Below are 21,749 nucleotides of genomic sequence, written 5' to 3' on the forward strand. Positions count from 1 at the left end.
CGGCAACCGGTGGCACGGGCGTGGTGATGTAGGCATCCTCGCTGATCCAAGCGCGACGACGTGGACGCCTGCTTGCGAAACGCTGGTCACAGCCGTCTGCGGGGGACGTTGCCCACCGCCTCCGCGGCCCACCGGCCTTCGCGCGCAGCGGAGTTGTTAGATTCAGGATCATGGGGAGAAGCGCCTGGGTGACCAGGACATTGGGTGGGGGCGCGCTGCTGTTCGCGGTGCTGGCCCTGTGGACGTTGTTGTTTCACGCCGGTATGTCGGTGTACCGGCCGGACGTGGCCGTACTCGGGGCGGTGGCACTGGCGCTGGCCGCCGGGTGGGTGTGGTGGGCCTCCCGGCCGATCCCGGTCACGCCACCGAGGCAGGTCGAGCCGGTGCCGGCACCCCCCGCGAAGCTGCCCTGGAAACGGCCGCTGCGGGACTTCGTGCCCTTGCTGCTGGCCGTGGTGGTGGTACTGCCCGCCCTGGCCGCGGTCACCGAGCTGGCGACCCGCCCGGACGGCGAGGACCTGAAGCGGATCGCGGCGATTCAGAAGGCCGGTGCCGAAGCGACGTGGGGCTCCATCGTGGAAGTCCACCGGGTGCGCCAGAAAGAGGGCAAGGTCCCTGTGGCCAGGGGAGACGCGACGGTCGAGGTGCCCCTGCGGGATGCCGGCGGCGGCAGTGCGGGCACCCGGCGTCTCAAGGTGGTGAACGGGCACTTCAAGGTCGGGTTCCCCATAGGCCGTACGCTCACGCCGGCCGAGGCACTGAGCGGCCTGCCCGGCGAGGCCGCCCTGGTGCTGCACGCCCCGACGGCCCCCGAGCTGGGGGGCGTCGTCGACGCTACCGGCCACATCGACCGGTACCTGGAGGCGGACTCGCCGCTCGCGGTCTCCCTCCCGCCCATGACCACCCAGATCGGTCTCGGCGTCGGAGCGGTCGCGACGTTCTTCGGGGGGCTGCTGTTCGTCCGGATCCGCCCCTCCGACCCCACCCTCAGGACCCTGCGCGAGGACGCGGCTTCCGGGTCGGCGCTGCCCGCTGTACGGGCTCGTCTCGTCGCGGCCCGGCGGAACGAACACACCACGTTCGGAACGGTGGACGGCACGGTCCGGGTGCGGTCCGACCACAAGCTGCGTTTCGCGCTCGAGGACGGTTCCGAGATCCTGCTCGGCCACCCGACCGTCGAGCCGGCCGGGCTGGCCCTCCTCGCGGCGCGCATGGGAGAACGGCCGGGCTGGCTGTGCGGTGCCCGGAACTGGCGACTGATCCGCCACGGTGAGCAGCCCGTCGTGTTCGTCACCGACGAGGGGGAGGTGGCGTGGCTGACGATGGACCGCGAGGAATTCCAGCGGGTCCTGGAGCCCGCCACCCCGGTGCAGCCCGACCCGCAACGCTCGGCACGGCTGTCACCGTGGCCCACCACCGTGGTGCCTGGGGCTCACTGGCCGTGGCTCGGGGGCATGGCACTGGTCTACGGGCTGGTCGTGCTCGCGCTGAGGATGCCGATGTCCTGGCTTGCCGCGTCGCTGACGACGGCGCTCGCCGCGGCCGTGGCCGTGGGGGCCTGCGTGGTATTGGTGCGCCGCCGGGCGGCCCTCTCCGACCGGACTGGCCGTTGGGAGGTCCGCGCGACCCGCGACCCGGAACTGGGCCCGGCCTGACGGCTCCCCGCCCGGGGTTCCGCGTGCGTCCTTGAGCCGCCTCGATGCGATGCCGCAGCTGCTGGTGGGTCGGGTCGGCGGGGCCGGCCAGTCCGGCCCCGCAGGGCCGGGCCGTCCTGCGGCGAAGCGGCGGCTGCGAAGAGCTGCAGCTGCGCAGAGCTGCTGCGAAGAGCTGCTGCGGCGAAGCTGCGCCGATCAGGGTGGCGATGTCGGCTCGGCCGGGAAGGTGCGCTCCGGCTTCCCGCAGCACGTGGTGGTGAGGAGTGCCAGGCTCATCCGAACCTCACGGGCCCTCGGCCCGGATCAGCAGCGACCACCGCATCCCAAACGGCTGCGGTGATGTCCTGGCTTGCCCGTCCCGTCACCGTCAGTTGTATCCGCGTGGTGTGTCGCCTGCCGTCTTGACCTGTTTGCGGTAGGCCCCCGGCGGCGACCCGAAGTGTCGTTTGAAAGCTTTGGCGAAGGCGAACTCCGACGTGTACCCCGTGCGCTGCGCGATGGTGTTCAGCGGCGCCGGCGATTGGTGCAGCAACCGCGCCGCGGTGGCCATCCGCCAGTTGGTCAGGTAGGTCAACGGAGGCTCGCCGACCACCGAGGCGAAGCGGCGGGCGAACGCCGCGCGGGACAGCCCGGCGCGGGTGCCCAGCGACTCCACCGTCCAGGGATGGCCGGGATCGTCGTGGATCGCCTTCAGGGCCGGGGCGACGGCCGGGTCGGTCAGCGCGGCCGTCCACCCCCGGGTCCGCTCCTTCGGCAATTCCGCGTACCACGATCGGAGGATGTACAGCAGCAGCAGGTCGATGAGTGCCGTGACGACCGCGTCCGAGCCCGGCTGCGGCGCGTGGAACTCGGCGCACAGCTGATCGACCGCCGAGCGCAGCACCGGGTGGCGGCCCGGAACCGCGGGGAGGTGGATGACCTCCGGCAGATCGCCGAACAGCGGATGCGGGCGATCAACGTCGATCGCGTACGCACCGCACACCAGCACCGTGTGCGACCCCGGTCCGTCCATGGTGACCTGGCCGATCGGCGAGGACCGGTCGACGCGCTCCGGTACGAAGTCCACCGGAGCGCGGCCCGGCACGTCGCACAGGATGTGTCCGCTGCCGCGCTGCAGGAACACGATGTCGCCGGGGCCGAGCGCGAGCGGTTGGCCGTGCGGTGGCAGGAGGTGGCAGTGGCCTTCCACGACCACGTGGAATCCGGCTCCCGAGATGGGTTGGAACTTCAGGGCCCACGGGGCGTGCGCGTCGGTGCGCGTCACCATCGGGCGTCCCGTGCGCAGGACTTCGAGGGTGTCGCTCAGGATGTCCATAGCGTCACTCTAGCTCCTGCACGGCGAGACGATATGACAGGGAATCGAGATCTGAAGGCATTCATCGTCTCGATGTGGAGGCGTACGTTCTTGCCATGGCGGTGGCCGAAACCCGGCACCGCACCGACGAAGGAATGGGATCCCATGTCTCTGGCCGGCAAGAAGATCGTGATCATCGGTGGAACCTCCGGCATCGGCTTCGCGGTAGCCCAACAGGCCGTGGCGGCCGGCGCGGATGTCGTGGTCGCCTCCAGCAATCAGGACCGCGTGGACGCTGCGGCGAAGCGGTTGGGCGAGCCGGCCGAAGGCCGCCGCCTGGACGTCGCCGACGGAAACGCCATCGCCGCGTTCTTCGAGCAGGTCGGGGAGTTCGACCACCTCGTCTACACCGCGGGCGAATCTCTGCTGATCAAGCCGTTGGTCGACACCACCCCTCAGGAGGCCAGGGCCGTCTTCGAGCGCCGGTTTTGGGGCGCGTTCCTCTGCGCGAAGTACGCTGCACCGCGACTGCGCGGCGGCGGCTCGATCACTTTCAGCTCCGGCGTCCTCGCGATCCGCCCCCTGTCCGGAACCGCGCTCACGGCAGGTATCACCGGCGGCATCGAGGCCCTGTCCCGGGCACTCGCCGTCGAACTCGCCCCTCTGCGCGTCAACGTGATCCAGCCCGGCGTGATCCGCACCGAGCTGTGGGACGGCAGTGTTCCGGACCCGGAGGCTTTCCTCCAGGGTGCCGGGTCCGAGCTGCTCACGCGGCGCGTCGGCACTGCCGAGGAAGCCGCGGCGGCCTATCTCTTCGTCTTGTCCAACGCCTACGTCACCGGCACCACGCTCGCGATAGACGGCGGCGCGGCACTGGTGTGACGGGGGAGGTCCTCGATCGCGTCGGTCACCGCCTGGGAGGAGAGGAGGGACTGGAGTTCGGCGGGCGGCGTGACGGTTGTGAGTCCGGCGTGACCGAGGTGCTCTTACCGAGAACCCACGGTGTCGTCGGCAGGCAGGCTCGAGAGTGCGGCGGGTTCGTCGCCTTTGATTTCGGCAGGATCCGGATCCTCATTCGCTCTCGGCGGTCTGCTCGATCTGATGCCGATCTCCACGATGGGCTCAGTGAACGGACAACCCGCCATCGACGAAGATCGCCTGCCCGGTTACGTAGCCGGAGGCGCGGCCGGCCAGGAACACTGCCGCTCCGGCGAAGTCCTCGGCCAGGCCGTTGCGCCCGACCATCGTGCGCGCGGCCAGCGCCGCCACCTTCTCCGGGTCGGACGACAGCCGCGCATTGAGCGGGGTCATGACGAAGCCCGGCACCAGCGTGTTGCAGGTGACGCCATGTGGCGACCACGCCTCGGCTTGCGAGCGGGCCAGCGACTCCAGCGCTCCCTTGGAGACCCCATAGGCACCACTCTGGACGAACGCCCGGTGCGCCTGCTGGGAGGTGATGTGGATGATCCGCCCGAAGCCCCGCTCCGCCATGCCGGGCCCGAACCGCTGGCCCAACAAGTAGGGCGCGTCCAGGTTCACCGCCATCGTGGCGTCCCACACGTTCTCGCCCAAGTCGCCCATCGGCGGCCGCAGGTTGATCCCGGCGCTGTTGACGAGAATGTCGGGCTCGCCGAACACCTCGGCGGCCTGTTCCGCCGCCGCGCGTACCCCGTCACGGGTACTCAGGTCGGCGCTCACCCAAGCCGCGCGGCAGCCGTCCGCCACCAGCTCGTCGACCGTGGCGGCCAGTTCCGACTCCTTGCGCGCCACGATCACCACGCTCGCCCCTGCTCGCGCGAGCGCCCCGGCGATGGCTCGGCCGATGCCGGAACTGCCGCCCGTCACCACGGCGACCCGGCCGTCCAGCGAGAACAGTTCGGAGAGGTAGCTACGCGAGTTCATGCCTGCACCCTAGGCGGCGCGTCCACGGCGACAGCGCCCGGGGCGGAACACACGGGTGGGGAGATCGACTGAGCAGGTGGGCCATCCCTTGAGAAGCCGGCCTTCGTGCAGGTCGCCATGCACTGGAATTCCTGGTCCCCGGGCGAGTTCCGCTCCTTCACGAACGGCACCCGCACCTCGAGGGCGGCACCCACGCAGTGGGCTTCCGTACCGCACTCACAGACGTCGTCAACGACTACGCGCGCCGACAGGAGCAGTTGACCGCAGACGACGAGGACATCACAGTCGAGGCCATCCACGAGGGCCTGACTGCAGTCGTGTGGCGCGGGAGACAGCGCGTCCGCAGGGCTCAGCCCGCCACCGGCCCGCCGCACCGCCCGTCGCGACGAGGAGGGTGCATCTCGGCAACCATTCCGCCCCCGCCTCGGTCTTTACTGCCGGGGCCCCGGGCGGGGCCGCGACGTACTCGACTGGACGCTGAGGGGGAACCCGTGGGAGTTCGCAGGGCAGCGAAGGGCGTCGCCGAGTTCCTGATGGAGACGGTGGGGGAAGCCGTCGCCGAGGTGATCCTCACTCTGCTCGCATGTGCCCTCCTCGCCGCCCTGGTTCTGGTCGCCTACCTGAGCTGGTCCTTCAGCCCGCGCTTGACCCTGGCGGCCGCCGGACTGCTCAGCCTCTTCCTCGCCCACGGAGCCTGGCGCACCTTCGGCAACCCGGCGAAGGGCCGCCGTCATCGAGGTCTCGCCGCCGTGACCACGACCGGCTTCACGCTGGCCGCCGCGACGGCCGTCTTTCTGGTGTTCTATGCCCCGGGCAGCTGCTATTGCCTGTGAAACCGTTCGCCGCCACGTGCTCCACAGTGAGCCGGCCAGCACAGGCGTGCCTACCCAGCAGCAAAAGGAGACGGCCACCAGCTCCGCGATAGCCATAGTCGACGCTCGCGCCAGGTGGCGTAGTACTCGTCGCGGCTGATGCGGTCGATCGCCTCGCCCTGGAGGACACGGACACCGTCGCCGTTGATGTCGGCGGGGCCGAACTCCTCCTCCACGGTGCTGGGGCAGGCGGAAATGAGCGCGTCGGGGACCAGCTCTGAGGTCAGCCGGTGAAGGACTCGGGGCCGAAGCGGCCCCAGGCGACGAATGCCGCCAGGACGAGGTAGATCAGGTCGCCGGTGATCGTGGCCTTCTCGCCGCGGCGCAGGCGCATGGTGAGCGCGCAGATGAACAGCACGACGAGTCCGGCGGCGGCCAGCGGCACCAGGACCGGAGCGATGTTGAGGACCGCGGGCAGGATCAAACCGGCCGCGGCCAAGAGCTCGACGGCGCCGATGGCCCTGAGGGCGGCGGGGCTGAAGTCGAGGGCCCACTGGGAGGCAGTCCCGCCCAGTGCGGCGATCTTCTCCTTCGGTACGAACATCTTGGCGCTGCCGGCGAGGCAGACGGCGGCCAGCAGTCCGGCGGTGATCCACAGCGCGACGTTCATCATCCACTCCCTGTTCGAGGTCTTCCGTACCCGAGACGAGACAGCGGCTGGTCCTGTGACATCCCCGGAGCGGGGTATCGAGGAGACGTGGGTCACATGGACCGCCGTGTCACAGGGGCGCCGTCTGTTTCGTCTCGGGAACGAACCCACTGACGAGCACGGAGGACGAACACGATGGACGCGCGACGGAACGTGCTCCCGGTCTCGTTCCTGAACACGCTGTACCGGCTGAAACATCGTGAACAAGAGGAACATCGTGACCCGGCAGCCCGTCGGCGTGTTGCCCTGGTTCGTCGCCGGGCCACATGATCACCACAGGATGCCCGCGTCGCCGAGACCGGCCGGGGCCGGGAACACAGGGGGACAAGACACGTGAGCAAGGTCGAGGAGTTCGAAGAGCTGCGGCCGCTGCTGTTCTCGATCGCGTACCGGATGCTGGGCAGCGTGGGTGAGGCGGAGGACGCGGTGCAGGAGACCTGGCTGCGCTTCGACACGTCGCCGACCCGGCCCGAGTCGGCCAAGGCGTTCCTGTCCGCCACCGTGACCCGGATCGCGATCGACGTACTGCGCTCCGCCCGGGTACGACGCGAGGAGTACGTCGGCCCATGGCTGCCCGAGCCGCTGCTGAACGATCCCTACGAGGACCCGGCGCGGGCTATGGAACTGGCCGACTCCGTGTCCATGGCGTCGCTGCTCCTCCTGGAACGGCTCAGCCCGCTGGAGCGGTCGGTGTTCGTACTGCGCGAGGTCTTCGCCTTCGGCTTCGACGAGATCGCCACAGCGGTCGGCCGCTCGGAACCTGCCTGCAGGCAGCTTCTCGTCAGAGCACGCCGTCACATGCACGAGGGTCGGCCCCGATTCGAAGCCGACCGGCGGGAACAGCAGCGACTGGCAACGCGCTTCTTGGAAGCGCTGTCGCAGGGCGACCTTGACGGTCTCCAGAGCCTGCTGACCGCAGACGTCCAGCTCGTCGGAGACGGTGGCGGCAAAGCCCCGCAGCTGGCCAAGACCATCGTCGGCGCCGAGAACGTGGCCCGCCTGCTCGCCGGCGTCTACCCGCTGATGGCCCGGATCGGCATCACCTTCCAACCGCACGAGATCAACGGACAGGCGGGGGCGCTGTTCCGTGACCGCGACGGCAAGGTCCTCCACTCCCTGGCCCTCGACGTACGCGACGGACACGTCCAGGCCATCCGCTCCGTCATCAACCCCGACAAGCTCGGCCACCTCGGCCCGGTCGCCGATGCCTGGGCCGTCGACCGGGAAGTGAAGCAGACGCGCAAGCGGACACCGTGACCTCACCTCAGGAGCAGCCTGCGAACGTGGGACCGGACGGTCTGGTCCACATACAAAGTGATCAGGGCGGCTCGAGGCCGCTGCTGCGCATCGGCGCCTGCGCGGTCGTGTGATGTGATGTCCGCGGGTGCGGGCGCGGGTGCGGGCGCAGGAACGTACGCCGAGGCGGGGACGGCGCGAAGGGGTGGCGGGGCACAGTGTCGAGCAGGCGGGACACTCCAGTGGCGATCTCCAGTGCCCCACAGCCGGCGGTCCTGGCGTTGGCTCGCGAGGCGGGCCGCGCCCGACAACTGCTGGCTGCCGGGGAATGGCGACCCGCCGCGGCGGACACCGACGCGGCGGCCAAGGTCCTTGCCCGCCTCGTCGCACCCCTGCCCGCCCGCGGGGCGGGGAGTGCGGGGGTGCGGGCGCGGGCCGTGGACCGGGACCGGCGGCTCCAGCGGATCTGGCGCACCGCAGTGCACCACCTCGACGCAGGTGCAGTCAGTCCGCCGGCCGCCGCTCTTCTCGCCGCTGTCGCGCGCGCGTTCCTGCCGTGGTTCGCCACCCCGAATCCGCCAGCCGCTGCGGCGGCTGCGCGTTACCCCACGCCGCCGGGCAAGCCGGGAAGCCTGCCGGGCCCGCCGACCGATGCGGGCGAAGCCCTCCTGCCCGACCTGATCGAGCTGTTCGCCGCGCTTGCGGCCCCGAGTCCGTTCGGGAACAGATCGCGCACGCCCGCAGCCGCCCCCTGGCAGGTCCGGTATGCGGGCCGGCTCCGGCACTACGAGAGACCTGCCCCGGGGGTGTGGACGGCCGAGACATTCCGCTGCTCCGGGTGCGGGAATGCGGACGGCCCATGGACAGTGGCCTGCGACTGGCATCTGGTAACGCTGGGGTGCCCGTGCGGGCTGATGACCGACCGTCATGGCCTCACGTTCTCCGAAGTCTTTCTCGTTCTGCCGGACATGTGAGAGTTGCGGGGGCGGTATGGCCGAAGGTGCCGCCCAAGGCAGTCCGCAAGGGCGTCCAGGCAGCCGCCGAAGTAGCCTCCCGGCCCTTTCACAGCCTCGCCGAGCGCCAGGTAGAGCCCCGGGACGTCGGTGATGTGGCGGCCGTCCAGCTCGTACGTGTGTCCGGCGGGCCGGTCGTGACGCTTGCGTAGGCAAGCCCGTTCGCGAACGAGGTCAAGCCAGGCCTGGCGCCGGCGGGTGTCGAGATCGGCCCAGGCATTAAGGGTGTCCGGCGGGCCGGTCAGCCAGCGCTCCCAGAGCGGCCGGGCGTATTCCGGTACGGGCGTGAAGACAACTCCGCCGAGCTCCAGGTCGATCAGATCCGTCCCGCGGGATGACGTATCTCCAGCCAAGCCTCACCCAGGTTGAGCGCTCGCCGCGTGCCCGTCGCCAGCGCGCGCCTCAGCTGATCCCCCGGCGCGAGCCCCTTCAGGACGAGCGGTGGTTCGACTTGTCTGAGCGGCTGGACACCGCATCTGCCTGCTCTGGCCCCTCTTCCGTGCCCGGAACCCTAGGGGTTTCCCCAATGCTGCGGCGGTCCGCCGATACGCAGACTGCTGACGTGCACAGGGGCGATCCCGTGGCCGAACCACGACGGAACCCGCGAGCGGTCTGCGCGCAAGTGAAACCCCCGGGCAGGCCGCGAAGCACGCCCTTCCATCCCACCCAGGAAAGGACATCCCCATGACCGGTGTCTCTGCTCGCGTGAACGACGTATCGCCGACCCTGTTCGGTGAGTTGACGGCAGGGGACGAGGGCGGCCAGCTGTCGGAGCTTGCGCCCGCCATGGCCACACCCGCCGCCGTCGCCGCCGGAGTGGCCCTCAGCGCCGCCGTCTTCACCGCCGGTATCGCCGTCGGGGCCAGGGCCGTGGGCGGGACCCAGCCCTCGTAACCCCCGCCCCGCGAGCGAACCGCTGGAAGTGCCGCCGAGTGCCGGGCTGCCCCCGTGGCCCGGCCCGGTTTCTTGAACCATCACCATCACCACCACCATCACCACGACACGAAGTCTGGAGCTGTCATGTCTGTACTGACCGAGCATGCGAATTCCAGTGAGGAACTGGCCGGGTTCCCGCTGGCTGCCGAACGGGCCCGGCAGATGGGTGACCTGGCACCGGTCCTCGCGACCCCCGCCACCGCGGCCGCCATCGCCGCCGGAGTGGCGGTCACTGCCCGGCTCGCCGTGGTGTTCACCGCCGGTATGGCCGTCGGGGCCCGGGCCGTGGGCGGGACCCAGCCCTCGTAGCTCCCCGCCACGCGAACCGCTGCAGTGTGACGGGAAGGCGCACCACCGCTGGTGTGCCTTCCCGTGTTCGTCAACAGAAGGAGTTCGCCCCGTGGCGCGATCTCCCCATCCATCGTCTATCGAGCGGGCGGTATGAGCGACATTCAGGACCTCGGTTATGGGCGCCAGTTCGCTGATTTCTACAACCAGATCTTTCCGCCGGGCGACGACACGGCGAAATGGCTCGCCGGTCTCCACCCCGGAGACGGTACGCCGACGCTGGAGCTCGGCGTCGGCACGGGACGTATCGCCCTGCCGCTGGCGGACCACGCCGGCGAGGTGGTCGGTGTCGACTCCTCCCCGGAGATGCTGGAGGTGCTGCGCAGCGCCCTGGCGCGCGAGCCCCGGCCGGTCACCGCGGTGCACGGCGACATCCGGACGTACAGGAGCGAGCGGAAGCACGGGCTGGTGTTCTGCGTCTGCGGAACACTGTCGATGCTGCTCGAACCCACCGAGCAGCAGCAGGTGTTGGAGACGTGCTCCGAGGCCCTGGCGCCCGGCGGTGCCGTGGTCATCGAGACCCACAACCCGGCCTTCGTGGACGGGATGCACGAGGGGCGCCTCCGCGAGAACTTCTTCATCTCCTGCGGGGAGAACGCCGGCCTCCAGTCGTACTCCCTGATCATCCCCTCGCGGCAGATCTGGCACCTTTCGCACATCTGGCACGCGGACGGCCGCACCCGGCTCGCGTCCGAGACCAGCAGGTTGACGGCACCGGCCGAAGTCGACGCGTACGCGCAACGAGCGGGACTGCGCCTGGAGGCCCGCTACGGGGACTGGCAGGGGTCGCCCTTCACGGGCGCCGAGCCCATGGTCACCTCCGTGTACCGGCGCCCGGGCGAGCAGGCCGGCTCCGCGGCCTCAGAGCAGGAGCGGTGAGGACCCGCCATGGCAAGCACTTCGCTGAGCACCGAGGCCTCGGACAGGGACACGAACACGGACACGAACACGGACACGGGCATGGACACGGGCATGGACACGGGGTTGATCACGGAGGAGCCGGAGACGGGCGCGGGTGCCTCCGCAGCCGTCGCCTCGCCGGGTGACGAGCTGTCCTTGCGCGAGACGCTCCTGGCCTTCCGGAGCTACGTGCGCCCGCATGGGCGGGAGATCGCGCTCGCCAGTCTGCTGCTGGTGGGGGCAGGGGTACTGGGCCTGCTCCAGCCGCTGGAAGTGAAGGACGTGCTCACCGCGTACGCACAGGGCAGTCCGGTGGCGCCCGGGTTGCTGAAACTGACGGCGTTGGTGCTGGTGGCCTCGGTGGCGCTGGCCTTCGGAAACTTCCTGCTGCTGCGTGCCGCCGAGCGCGTCGTGCTGGCCGGGCGCCGCGGGCTGGTGCGTCACATATTGCGCCTGCCGATGCGGGCCATGAGCGGCCAGGCGCCGGGCGATCTGCTCGCCCGGGCAGCGGGCGACACCTCGCTGCTGCGGCAGGTCGTCACGCAGACCCTGGTGCAGGCCCTCACCGGAGTGGTGATGATCATCGGCACGCTGGTGATGATGGCGATCGTCGACCCCGTGCTGCTCGCCGTCACCGTGGGTGTGATCGTGCTGCTCGGAGCCGTCGTCGGCGTCATCCTGCCCCTCATCCGGCGTGCGGCGCTGCGGGCGCAGGAGTCGGTCGGCCTGATGGGCGCCGCCCTGGAGCGCGCGCTGAGCGCTTTCACGACGGTCAAGGCGTCCGGGGCGGAGGAAGTCGAGGCCGAGCGTGTCGACGTGGCGGCGCGGGACGCGTACGACGAGGGTGTCGTGCTCGCACGCTGGGGCTCGGTGGCGGGCACCGCCGCCGGGCTGGCGATGCAGGTGGCCTTCCTCGTCGTACTGGGTGTGGGCGGGGCGCGGGTCAGCAGCGGCGCCATCTCCGTCGCCACGCTCACCGCTTTCCTGCTGTACGTGCTCTACCTCACCCAGCCGGTCATGTCGCTGACCAATGTCGGCACCTACTTCCAGGCCGCCCGGGCCGCCGTACAGCGCCTGGCCGAGGTCACCCGGCTGCCCGCCGAACTCGTGGACGAGGCGCTTCCACCGGCGCACGCCGACGATGCGGAGTGCCCGCGCGCCGCCTCCCTGGTCTTCGAGAACGTGTCCTTCACCTACCCCGGCCGGACCACCCCCGCCCTGGACCGCTTCTCCCTCCGGATCCCCGCCACGGGCCTCACCGCCCTCGTGGGTCCTTCCGGAGCCGGCAAGACCACCGCGCTGAGCCTCATGGAGCGCTTCTACGCACCGGACCGGGGCCGCGTCCTGCTCGACGGCCGCGACCTGCACGACTGGAACCTGAACGCCCTGCGCGCCGGCATCGGCTACGTGGAGCAGGACGCCCCCGTGATGGCGGGCACGCTGCGCGAGAACCTCGCCTACGCCGCCCCCTCCGCGACCGACGAGGAGCTGCGCTCGGCGCTGAAGGCGACGAGGCTCCTGCCGCTGTTCGAACGCCTCGGTGGCGACCTCGACGCCAGGATCGACCACCACGGCACCTCACTGTCCGGCGGCGAACGCCAGCGCATCGCCATCGCGCGGGCCCTGCTGCGCCGTCCCCGCCTGCTCCTCCTCGATGAGGCGACCTCACAGCTCGACGCCGTCAACGAGGCGGCGCTGCGCGAGGTGATCGCCGAGCTGTCCGCCCGGACGACGGTGGTCGTCGTCGCCCACCGCCTGTCGACCGTGCGCTCGGCCGCCCGTATCGCCGTGATCCAGGACGGCTGCTTGCGGTCCGTGGGCACCCATGCCGCGCTGATGCGCGAGGACTCCCTGTACGCCGAGCTCGTCTCGCACCAACTGCTCGGCTGAGGTCCACGAGGCTGAGGTCCACGGCCTCGGATCGGGAGCGCGCACCGCTTCCTGTGAGACACGACGAAAGCCAGAAAAGAAAGGACTTTCCCTCATGACGCGATGGCCGAAGCTGATGCGTGCCGTCCTGTCGCCGCCGTCCGTGAGCCGGGCCACGGCCCTGTCGCTCAGCGAGCGGCTGAGCGCGGCGACGCACCTCGTGGCGAGCCTGGAGTATCTGACGACGGAACGGGACCGCAGGCACGGCGGGCTGAACAACTGGGAGGTCAACCGGGAAGCCACCTTCTCGACGTGGTCGCCGGCGCTCCGCAAAGTGCTCGACCTGGCCGCCCGTCCGCGCGTCACCCGGGCGCTGCACGTCGCCCGGGTGGGCGCCGCGGCGGCGCTGCTGGCGCCGTCGCCCCGTCCGGCGCGCGTGGCGGCGAACGCCGTGCTGTCGGGTACCTCGCTCGTCCTGTACCCGCTCAACCACTACGGGACCGACGGTTCCGACCAGGTGTCCTTCCTGGTCCAGTCCGTCGCCGCGGTCGCCCGGGCGGGCGAGCGGAACCCGCGGCTCGTGGACGCCTGTCTGTGGTTCGTCGCTCTGCAGTCGACGCTTTCCTATGCGGTGTCCGGCTGGGTCAAGATGACCAGTGCCGACTGGCGCAGCGGCCGGGCGCTGGCCGGGGTGATGCGGACCCTGACCTACGGAGACCGCACCGCCTGGGAACTGGTGCGCCGTCACCCGCGTGCCGCGCACGCGCTGTGTGCCGGTGTGCTGGCCCTGGAGTGTGCCTTCCCGGCCGTGTTCCTCGCGAAGGGACGGGCGGCTCCGCTGATGCTGGGCTCGGCGGCTGCCTTCCACCTCGCCAACGCCCGGGTGATGGGGCTCGGCCGGTTCCTGTGGTCCTTCGTCTCCATGCACCCGGCCGTGCTGTACGCCGTCGGGCCGCGTGAGCGCACCGCGGCGGACGGCCGGGTGGAGCGGCGCGACGACGCCCTCCCGGTGCTCTCGCTCGGGATGCTGGCAGCCGCGCTGGCCGTCCTTCAGGTGGAGAAGAGCCGCCAGAGCCGCAAGGTGCTGCGGGGCCGGGGTGATGAGCAGGAGTTCACCGCCGATTCGGGCAACACGCTCTCGTACCGGCGCACCGGTCCGGCCGGCGCGGCGGCGGGCGACGGCACACAGCCGGTGGTCATCCTCGAGAACGGCCTCGTCGCGAGCGCCGAGCACTGGGAGTGGATCGTACGGGGGCTCTCGGAGCGGTTCCCCGTCGTGACCTACCACCGGGCGGGCTACGGCCGCAGCACCTATGCCGGGCCCGAGGACGGGGCGTACCGGCTGGACACCGCCGTGGAGGACCTCGTCGACCTGATGAGGCACACGGCGGGTGACCGTCCGGTCGTCGTGGCCGGCCACTCGCTGGGCGGTTACCTGGCGCTGAAGGCGGCCGGCCGGCTCCCGGACCGCATCGTGGGTGTCGCTCTGCTCGACTCGAGTCATCCCGCCGAGCTGCAGCGCTCGTCCCGGCAGGCACAGGGCCAGAAGATGTTCAGCGGCGCGCTCTCGTCCCTCGCCACCTCGCTGAAGATGGGCATGGGCGGACTGCTCAGCCACCCCGACTGGGTCGACCCGCTGCCCGAGGAGGTACGGACCCTGCTGACGGCGCAGTACCGCGACGCGCGGATGTGGGTGGCCGGGCGCCGCGAATGGCGGGCGGTACAGGAAGAGTTCACCTCCTTCGACGGGACACTGCCGGACCCTGGTGTTCCGCTGCTCGTCATGACGGCCGGACACACGGCCGCCCAGGACCCGGCCCAGGCGGAACTCCACGCCGAGCTCGCCGAAGCGGCTCCGTACGCCTCGCACCACGTCATCGACGGCGCCGACCACGACTCCGTGCTCACGGACCGCGACACGGCCCAGTACGTCGTCAAGCTGATATCGGACTTCGTCGCGAACCTCGGCGAAGGCGCTGCGGGGACCGAGACGAAGGGGGATTCCCATGACGTCCGTACGCGTTGACGGCGGTGCGGTACGGGCGGAGTCGCGCGGGGCTCTCACCCTGCTGATGCTCGGCGGGCTCGCGGTGTGGCTCGGTGCGACCGTCGCGGGCCAGCATCCGCACAGCGGATTCGACCGCGTACGCAGCCATGACAGGAGCGGACTGTTCCTACCGAACTGGAAGTTCTTCGCCCCCGAACCGGCCCAGCACGACTTCCACGTCCTGCACCGCGTGCTGACGGCGGACGGCACTCCGACGCCCTGGGAAGAGACCACGCGGATCACGCCGCGGGCCTGGTCCCAGCTCCTGTGGTTCCCGCAACGGCGCCGGGAGAAGGCCCTCTTCGACGTGTGCGCCGAGCTGATCACGCTGATGAACAAGCCCGGCCTGGATCTGACCTTGTTCCCCGCGTACCGGGTGCTGCGGGACTTCGTGGGCCTGACCGTGCGGGACTCCCGCGCAGGTCAGGAGCCCCCGCAGGGGTTCCAGTTCCTGATCGCCAGGCACACCGGGCATGACCAGAACCACGACCCGGACTATGTGTTCCTCTCGCCGTTCGTTGCGGTGGCCCCAGGCGGAGGTGTCCCCGCGGACGGCCGGACCGTGGCGGCGGGAGGATGAGCCCTCGGTACGCCGGGCGGAACGGGGAGGGGTCCGACGGGAAGGTGGACGCCGTCGTCGTCGGCGCCGGTCCCAACGGCCTGGCCGCCGCGCTCGTCCTCGCCGGGGCCGGTTTGGAGGTCCTGGTGTACGAGGCCGCGCCCACCATCGGCGGGGGCGCCCGCACCGCCGAGCTGACCCTGCCCGGCTTCCGCCACGACGTGTGCTCCGCCGCCCACCCCATGGGCCTGGCCTCGCCCTTCTTCCGCGCCTTCGACCTCGCGGCGCACGGGGTACGGATGCTGCGTCCCACGGTGTCGTACGCCCACCCGCTCGACGGGGGCAGGGCGGGGCTCGCCTGGCGGGACCTGGAGCGCACGGTCGACGGACTCGGACGGGACGGGCCGGCCTGGCGTTCGCTCCTCGGACCGCTGGTGGACCGCTGGCAGGGGCTGACCGGCGCCGCCCTGTCGGACCTGCGAAGCACCCCTCCGGACCTCGTCACGGCGGCCCGTCTCGCGCTGCGCGTCGCGGAGCAGGGCTCACCGCTGTGGGGAGCACGCTTCGGCGGCTCCCTCGCACCCGCGCTGCTCACCGGCGTGAGCGCGCACGCCATCGCCCCGCCGCGGGCCCTCGTGCCGGCGGGGGTCGGACTGGTCCTGGCGGCCCTGGGACACGCGGTGGGCTGGCCGATCCCCCTGGGCGGCAGCCAGACCATCGTGGACGCGATGGCCGCCGAACTGCGGCGCCGCGGTGGGCGGATCGTCACCGGCCGGCACATCGGGTCCCTCTCCGAGCTGCCGCGGGCACGCGCGGTCCTGCTGGACCTGAGCCCGGCCGGGCTGCTGCGCATCGCCGGGGACGCGCTCCCCGGCGGGTACGCCCGCCGCCTGCGGGCGTACCGGTACGGCGGGGCCGCGTGCAAGGTCGACTTCGCGCTGTCCGGACCGGTGCCGTGGAAGGCGTCCGGTTGCGAACTCGCGGGCACCGTGCACCTGGTGGGCACGCGCGAAGAGGCGCTCGGCGTCGAACGGGAGGTCGCCGCGGGCCGGCACCCGGAGCGTCCCTACGTCCTCGCCGTCCAGCCCGGCGTCGTCGACCCGACGCGCGCACCGGCCGGCCGCCACACCCTCTACACCTACGCGCACGTTCCGCACGGATCACCCCTGGACATGGGGGAAGCGGTGACCGCGCAGCTGGAACGTTTCGCGCCGGGTTTCCGCGACCTCGTGCTCGCCCGCCACGTCGTCCCCGCCGCCGGACTGGCGGAGCACAACCCCAACTACGTCGGCGGTGACATCACAGGAGGCGCGCTGTCCCTGTGGCAGACGGCGATGCGCCCGGTTCCCGGCCTGGATCCGTACGCCACCCCGCTCCCCGGGGTGTACCTGTGCTCGGCGTCGACCCCACCGGGCCCCGCCGTCCACGGCATGTGCGGGCTGTACGCCGCGGGGCGGGTACTGCGCCGGCGCTTCGGCGTCACCACCGATCCGCTGGAGCTGGTACGGGCCCCCTCCGCGGGAGCCGTACGGCGATAGGCGATCAGCCGGTGTCGGAGCGCAGGACCGCCCCGGCCGCCGCGAGGCACCGGCTATCCGGCGAGGTTGCAGCGGGTGAGCAGGGCCGAGGGATCGGCGTCTTCAGGCCTGGCGACGGTGTGGCTCGCGGGCGGGCGGTGGCCGGTGAGCCAGCCCTCCAGGGCGGTGAAGGCCGAACGGTGGCAGGGCAGGAGGGGCCGGAGCCGGTCGGGGAAGCTGTCGACGAGGGCGTCGGTGTGGGTGCCGTCCTCGATGCGGTAGTAGCGGTGCGAGCTGCCGCGGCCCGCTGCCTCGACCATGCGGGCGTAGACGTCGGAGTCCTGGCTGATGGGCAGCAGCACGTCGAGGGTGCCGTGGAGGGTGATCAGCGGCTTGCCGATACGTCCGGTCAGCGCGATGCGCTGCACGGCCCGGCGGACTTCGGCGGGCCGGGCGGCATAGTCGTAGTCGGTGTCGCAGGCAGGCGTCCCCGGAGTACAGAAGGGCGTGCCGGCTTCTGCCGGGCCGTCGAAACCGGGGTCGAGCTCCTCCCGGTAGATGCGCTGGGTGAGGTCCCAGTAGACCTGGTGGTGGAACGGCCACAGGAACTCCGAGCCGGCGGGGAAGCCGGCACGGTGCATCGCGTCACGCGCCTGGTCCGCGGCGGGCCCGCCCGCCGCGTGGACCGGGTAGTGGCGCAGGGCGGACGGCAGGAACGTGAACAGGTTCGGGCCCTGCGCGCTCCACAGTGTTCCCTCCCAGTCGACTCCTCCGTCGTACAACTCGGGGTGGTTCTCCAACTGCCAGCGCACGAGGTAGCCGCCGTTGGACATGCCCGTGACCAGAGTGCGCGCGGACTGCCGGTGGAAGCGCTGGGCGACCGCCGCGCGGGCGGCACGGGTGAGCTGGGTGAGTCGGGTGTTCCATTCGGCGATGGCGTCACCGGGCCGGGTGCCGTCACGGTAGAAGGCAAGGCCGGTGTTGCCCTTGTCGGTGGCCGCGTAGGCGTAGCCGCGGGCGAGCACCCAGTCGGCGATGGCCCGGTCATTGGCGTACTGCTCGCGGTTGCCCGGAGTTCCTGACACCACCAGGCCGCCGTTCCAGCGGTCGGGCAGCCGGATGACGAACTGGGCGTCGTGGTTCCAGCCGTGGTTGGTGTTGGTGGTCGAGGTGTCGGGAAAGTAACCGTCGATCTGGATACCGGGCACACCCCTGGGGACGGCCAGGTTCTTGGGGGTCAGGCCGGCCCAATCGGCCGGGTCGGTGTGGCCGGAGTCCACGGTTCCCGCCGTGGTCAGCTCGCCCAGGCAGTCGGCCTGCTGATGTGCGGCACCCGGTATGCGCAGCTGCGAGAGGCGGGCGCAGTGGCCGTCAGCCGGGACGGCGCCGGGCTGGGCCGAGACGGTCGACGACAGCAGGGCCAGCGATGCGCCCAGGGCGAGTGCGGCGAGCGAGGTCCGCGTGCGTGGCGGTGATGTCGTGGGCAGGGCCATGAAGCACCTCCGTGCGTGGAGGGGTGGATGGGTGGATGGCCGCACGCTAGACGTCCGAGAGGCGGGACGGGTACGGGTGTGGCCACCATGACGGGGCGCCCCGGAGGGGGGACCGCCACCATGACGGATTCGCCATGGCCGCCTGATGGACGATCTCAACCGGCGATCCGCCGACGTCGTGGGCCGCCGAGGTGGCAATCCGCCGACGTCGCGGGCCGCCGTGCAGTCATGTGACGTCGCCGTCCTGCGCGGCGCCCGTGGTGCCGAAGATCTGGGACAGTGCCCACCTGTTGCCGACCCCCAGTTTGCGGAAGGCACGGGTCAAGTGGGCCTCGACCGTCTTGACCGACACGAACATCAGCTCCGCGATGTCCCGGTTCGACATGCCCCGGCCTGCCATCTCGGCGACCGCGCGCTCCCGCCGCGAGAGCGCGGCGGTCGCGGCGGCCCGCGCGCGCGGGCCCAGCGCACCGATCCGGCGCTGAGCGTTGACCGCCTGCGTGTGCAGATGGCGGGCGCCGTACTCCGCCGCGGTCTGCTTGGCGCGCCCGGCGTTCTCCACCGCTTCGTCGAAGCTTCCCGCCCGGGACAGCACGTGGGTGAGCAACAGCCGGGCCCGGGCTTCTTCCAGGACCTGTCCGGTGGAGTGGAAGTCCGCCGACGCGGAGACCAGAAGCTCCACGGCGGCATCCGCGCCGTCGGGGCCCAGGGCGCACGCGCGAGCGACCGCCGCGTGTCCCAGCTGTCCGCGCAGCCCCACCGCCCCGGCCGCGTCCTCGGCTCGTTGCGCCCACGCGTGCGCCGCCGCCGGCCGGCCGCGCGCAGCCTCGGCCTGTGCGGCGGTGCTGTACCAGGCTGCTCGTGCGGAGTGCGTGGGCCCGGAGTGCCGGGGCCGGTCCACGATGTCCTGCATGAGCGTGAGGCAGTCGTCCAGCCGCCCCTGTTCGAAACGTACGGTGGCGAGCACTCCGGCGGTCAGCCCCCACAGACGCCCGCGGGCCCGGACGGTCCGCAGGGCGCGTTCGGCGAGCGGTGCGGCGGACGCCGGATCGTCCCGCAGCATGATCGCTGTCGCGCGCAACGCCAGCGCGCAGCCGCCCAGGTCGGGCTTCGCCAGCAGATGCGCCATCTCCTCGGCCGCCTCCGCCGATTCGACCGCCTCCGTGAGTTGGCCCACCTCACGCACCGCCCACGTGTGAGCGAGCAGGAGGTACGGCAGGACATGGCTCTGCCCGGTACGCCGGGCGATGCGGACACCGCGGCTGGTGTGGCGGACGCTGTCGTCGTAGCGTTCGGCGAGCAGCTCGGCCCAGCCGAGCTGGCTCAGCGGGTCGAGGAGAGCGGTCAGTTCCTCGTCCTCCATCGCGTCCGCGGCCGTCGCGGCCCGCGTGGCATGCGCCAGCAGAGCCGTGGTCCGTCCTCCGTAGGCCGCGCCCAGGGCCCGGCACGCGGCGGCGGCAGTGCGGGTCCCCCGGTCGCCGGTGCCTGCGGCGTGATGTGACGCCGTGTCCAGGTGCGCGGCCGGCTGGTCGTACGCTCGCTGGATCATCCGTACGGTCGCCCACTCCAGCCGCAGGGGGTGGGCGACGGCACTGGCTTCGGGCCACGCCGCCAGCTCCGCCTCCAGCACGGCGCGGGCCTCGCCGGCACTGCCGAGGATGCGTTCGACGTGCGCCTGCAGGACCACCGCTTCCACCCGCCGCGCACACCGGCCGGACGGCAGCAGCTTCATCGCCTCGCCGAGCGTTTCCCGGAAGCCGGCGAGGTCGCCGGTGAGCCCCAGGGACCGCGCCAGCGCGAGCAGTACGCCGAGCCTCGGTTCACCCGATGCGGCGGTGGGTTTCAGCAGCTGGAGCGCGGCCCGCAGCCAGGACGCGGCGGTCGCCGGGGCGGAGTACATGAGGTGCTCGGACGCCTCGCACAGCAGCCGGACCGCGGCCGGGTCGCCCGGCTGGGCCGACCGAACGACGTGGGGCGCCCGCTCCACCGGGCCGGCGCCGGCGTCGCGCAGCGCCCGGTCGGCTCTGCCCTGTGCCGCCAGCCACCAGCCCGGCGGCGACTCACCGGATATCAGCTTGCGCAGCAGCGGGTGGCGGAACTCCAGCATCCGGCCTGATCCGCCGGGGCGGACCAGGTCCATCCGGGCAAGGGTGTCCAGTGCGGCCAGAGCTGTCGCCGGCGGCAGGTCCGCGACCGGCGCGAGCAGCGCCGGCTGGAACGGGTCGCCGAGTACGGCGGCGGCCCTGAGCACGGTGAGCTGTTGTGGCTCGAGCAGGGCCACTTCCCTGACCAGCGCGGCCCGCAGCGAGCGCGGCAGGTCGGCGAAGCGCGTCGCGTCGCCTTCGCCTTCGCCTTCCCGGGGTCGCGCCGCCAACCGGGCGAGTACTTCGAGGTAGAGGGGGTTGCCGCCGCTCGCGGCGTACAGCGCGTCCCGCCGTTGCCGTGGCAGTGACGTGCCGAGCAATGCGTCTGCCTCCCTCCGGTCGAGCGGTGTGAGGCGCAGTCGTTCGGCCCGGTAGCCGTCGGCGGTCTGCGACAGGTACGTCAGCAGCCGCGGCCGCGCCTGGCGCGGCCGGTAGGCGCAAGCGAGGATCACGGGGACGTGAGGAGGATGCCGCAGCAGATGGTGCAGCAGCTCCAGCGAACCCTCGTCGGCCCAGTGGAGATCGTCGAGGCACAGGAGAACGCCTCCGGCCCGGCGTGTGCCCTCCAGCACCCGGGCCACCGCGCCGAACAGCCGGAACCGTTCGACGATGAGCGACGGCGCCGAGCCCGGGGAGGCGTCGCGTTTCGAGGGATGGGCGAATGCCAGATCCAGCAATTCCCGCGTCCGGTCGTCCACAGCCGCCTCGGCGAGCCGCTGCGGGTCTTCGAGAGGGGCGCGCAGGGCCTCGGCCATGACCCCGAAGGGGTGCTCCCGCTCGTATTCCGACGCGCGGCCGGACAGCACGGTCAGGCCGCTCTCCCGTGCTCGCGCCGCCAGTTCCGCCAAGAGCGTGGTCTTGCCCAGTCCGGGGTCGCCGGTGACTTCGACGACCGTCGACCGGCCCTCGGCACAGGCCTCGACCACGCTCCGCAGACGGTGCGACTCCCGCTCCCGGTCGGCCGGCGGCGCCACCGGACGCGGCACGGCGGCAGTTTCGCCCCCTCCGCTGAAGAGGAGCGGTGGCTCGCCCGATTCTAAGCAAGGGGTGTCACGTGACCTGACCGACCGCAAGGGAACGCGCATAGGAGTGCTCTTTCGAAGTAGAGGGCACGGCATCGCCACGGTGGCGGACGTCCAGGTCACCGCCATTCCGCCCGCACCGAATCACCCTGGGCGCTCGAGTCTAATACGATCACGGCCAGAACGAGCGTTGCTTGCGTGAACGTTTCTCGCGGATCGTGGATCGGCCCTCCACGGGGCGCCCCTGAGCGCTACCGCTCGGCGACCGTCGCTCCCCGCTGCCGACCACCCGG

At 71.5% G+C, this 21,749-nt stretch carries 17 protein-coding genes and 2 pseudogenes; 13 read left to right on the forward strand and 6 right to left on the reverse strand.

Annotated features, from left to right (window positions below; all coding sequences use genetic code 11):
* The first annotated feature begins 170 nt into the window (after nt 1-170).
* Nucleotides 171-1,655, forward strand: a complete 1,485-nt coding sequence (locus ACZ6I1_RS29390) for a hypothetical protein (protein WP_469291924.1) — start codon at nt 171-173, stop codon at nt 1,653-1,655.
* A gap of 367 nt (nt 1,656-2,022) precedes the next feature.
* Here the strand turns inward: ACZ6I1_RS29390 and ACZ6I1_RS29395 are convergent, their stop codons facing one another.
* Complete coding sequence (locus ACZ6I1_RS29395) at nt 2,023-2,970, reverse strand: AraC family transcriptional regulator (protein ID WP_469291925.1); 948 nt, start codon at nt 2,968-2,970, stop codon at nt 2,023-2,025.
* A 144-nt stretch (nt 2,971-3,114) separates the two neighbouring features.
* Here ACZ6I1_RS29395 and ACZ6I1_RS29400 point away from each other — a divergent pair, with 144 nt between their 5' ends.
* On the forward strand, nt 3,115-3,831 hold the full coding sequence (locus ACZ6I1_RS29400; RefSeq protein ID WP_469291926.1) for an SDR family oxidoreductase: 717 nt from the start codon (nt 3,115-3,117) through the stop codon (nt 3,829-3,831).
* A gap of 240 nt (nt 3,832-4,071) precedes the next feature.
* On the opposite strand, the gene ACZ6I1_RS29405 is transcribed toward ACZ6I1_RS29400, so the two are convergent.
* A complete protein-coding gene (locus ACZ6I1_RS29405; protein WP_469291927.1) occupies nt 4,072-4,851 on the reverse strand; it encodes an SDR family NAD(P)-dependent oxidoreductase in 780 nt (259 codons plus the stop codon).
* A gap of 131 nt (nt 4,852-4,982) precedes the next feature.
* Between ACZ6I1_RS29405 and ACZ6I1_RS29410 the strand changes: the two are divergent.
* Nucleotides 4,983-5,159 (forward strand): annotated as a pseudogene (locus tag ACZ6I1_RS29410) (hypothetical protein); the annotation flags it as partial.
* A 183-nt stretch (nt 5,160-5,342) separates the two neighbouring features.
* Nucleotides 5,343-5,684, forward strand: a complete 342-nt coding sequence (locus ACZ6I1_RS29415; RefSeq protein ID WP_469291928.1) for a lysine transporter LysE — start codon at nt 5,343-5,345, stop codon at nt 5,682-5,684.
* Nucleotides 5,685-5,946: 262 nt separating this feature from the next.
* On the opposite strand, the gene ACZ6I1_RS29420 is transcribed toward ACZ6I1_RS29415, so the two are convergent.
* Nucleotides 5,947-6,333 (reverse strand): DoxX family protein, encoded by a 387-nt coding sequence (locus ACZ6I1_RS29420; protein ID WP_469291929.1) that lies wholly within the window; start codon nt 6,331-6,333, stop codon nt 5,947-5,949.
* Nucleotides 6,334-6,705: 372 nt separating this feature from the next.
* On the opposite strand from ACZ6I1_RS29420, the gene ACZ6I1_RS29425 reads away from it, so the two are divergent.
* A complete protein-coding gene (locus ACZ6I1_RS29425) occupies nt 6,706-7,629 on the forward strand; it encodes an RNA polymerase sigma-70 factor (protein ID WP_469291930.1) in 924 nt (307 codons plus the stop codon).
* 221 nt (nt 7,630-7,850) lie between these two features.
* Nucleotides 7,851-8,582, forward strand: coding sequence for a hypothetical protein (locus tag ACZ6I1_RS29430; protein ID WP_469291931.1), 732 nt, complete (start codon nt 7,851-7,853; stop codon nt 8,580-8,582).
* Here the strand turns inward: ACZ6I1_RS29430 and ACZ6I1_RS29435 are convergent.
* Nucleotides 8,581-9,090: pseudogene (locus ACZ6I1_RS29435) on the reverse strand (barstar family protein); the annotation flags it as partial. The gene ACZ6I1_RS29430 and the pseudogene ACZ6I1_RS29435 overlap by 2 nt on opposite strands.
* Nucleotides 9,091-9,305: 215 nt before the next feature.
* Between ACZ6I1_RS29435 and ACZ6I1_RS29440 the strand changes: the two are divergent.
* From ACZ6I1_RS29440 to ACZ6I1_RS29470, 7 genes are all read left to right on the forward strand, one after another.
* Nucleotides 9,306-9,515 carry a hypothetical protein gene (locus ACZ6I1_RS29440; RefSeq protein ID WP_469291932.1) on the forward strand — a complete coding sequence of 70 codons (210 nt, stop codon included), beginning with the start codon at nt 9,306-9,308 and terminating at the stop codon, nt 9,513-9,515.
* Nucleotides 9,516-9,641: 126 nt separating this feature from the next.
* Nucleotides 9,642-9,866: a hypothetical protein gene (locus tag ACZ6I1_RS29445; protein ID WP_469291933.1), complete on the forward strand. Its 225-nt coding sequence runs from the start codon at nt 9,642-9,644 to the stop codon at nt 9,864-9,866.
* A gap of 132 nt (nt 9,867-9,998) precedes the next feature.
* A complete protein-coding gene (locus ACZ6I1_RS29450; protein ID WP_469291934.1) occupies nt 9,999-10,784 on the forward strand; it encodes a class I SAM-dependent DNA methyltransferase in 786 nt (261 codons plus the stop codon).
* A gap of 9 nt (nt 10,785-10,793) precedes the next feature.
* A complete protein-coding gene (locus tag ACZ6I1_RS29455; RefSeq protein ID WP_469291935.1) occupies nt 10,794-12,695 on the forward strand; it encodes an ABC transporter ATP-binding protein in 1,902 nt (633 codons plus the stop codon).
* A gap of 94 nt (nt 12,696-12,789) precedes the next feature.
* Nucleotides 12,790-14,700 (forward strand): alpha/beta fold hydrolase, encoded by a 1,911-nt coding sequence (locus ACZ6I1_RS29460; protein WP_469291936.1) that lies wholly within the window; start codon nt 12,790-12,792, stop codon nt 14,698-14,700.
* Complete coding sequence (locus ACZ6I1_RS29465; RefSeq protein WP_469291937.1) at nt 14,681-15,301, forward strand: hypothetical protein; 621 nt, start codon at nt 14,681-14,683, stop codon at nt 15,299-15,301. The genes ACZ6I1_RS29460 and ACZ6I1_RS29465 overlap by 20 nt, the downstream gene beginning before the upstream one ends.
* The gene (locus ACZ6I1_RS29470) at nt 15,298-16,818 is read left to right on the forward strand and encodes a phytoene desaturase family protein (RefSeq protein WP_469291938.1); all 1,521 of its coding nucleotides are present in this window, start codon (nt 15,298-15,300) and stop codon (nt 16,816-16,818) included. The genes ACZ6I1_RS29465 and ACZ6I1_RS29470 overlap by 4 nt, the downstream gene beginning before the upstream one ends.
* A gap of 53 nt (nt 16,819-16,871) precedes the next feature.
* Here ACZ6I1_RS29470 and ACZ6I1_RS29475 read toward each other — a convergent pair whose 3' ends face one another.
* Both ACZ6I1_RS29475 and ACZ6I1_RS29480 read right to left on the reverse strand, forming a co-directional pair.
* Entirely contained in the window at nt 16,872-18,290 is a 1,419-nt protein-coding gene (locus ACZ6I1_RS29475; RefSeq protein WP_469291939.1) for a 3-hydroxybutyrate oligomer hydrolase family protein, read from the reverse strand.
* Between the two features lie 226 nt (nt 18,291-18,516).
* The gene (locus ACZ6I1_RS29480) at nt 18,517-21,420 is read right to left on the reverse strand and encodes a helix-turn-helix transcriptional regulator (RefSeq protein WP_469291940.1); all 2,904 of its coding nucleotides are present in this window, start codon (nt 21,418-21,420) and stop codon (nt 18,517-18,519) included.
* Between the last annotated feature and the right edge of the window lie 329 nt (nt 21,421-21,749).

The sequence above is a fragment of the Streptomyces sp. NPDC046303 genome (genome assembly GCF_055588085.1).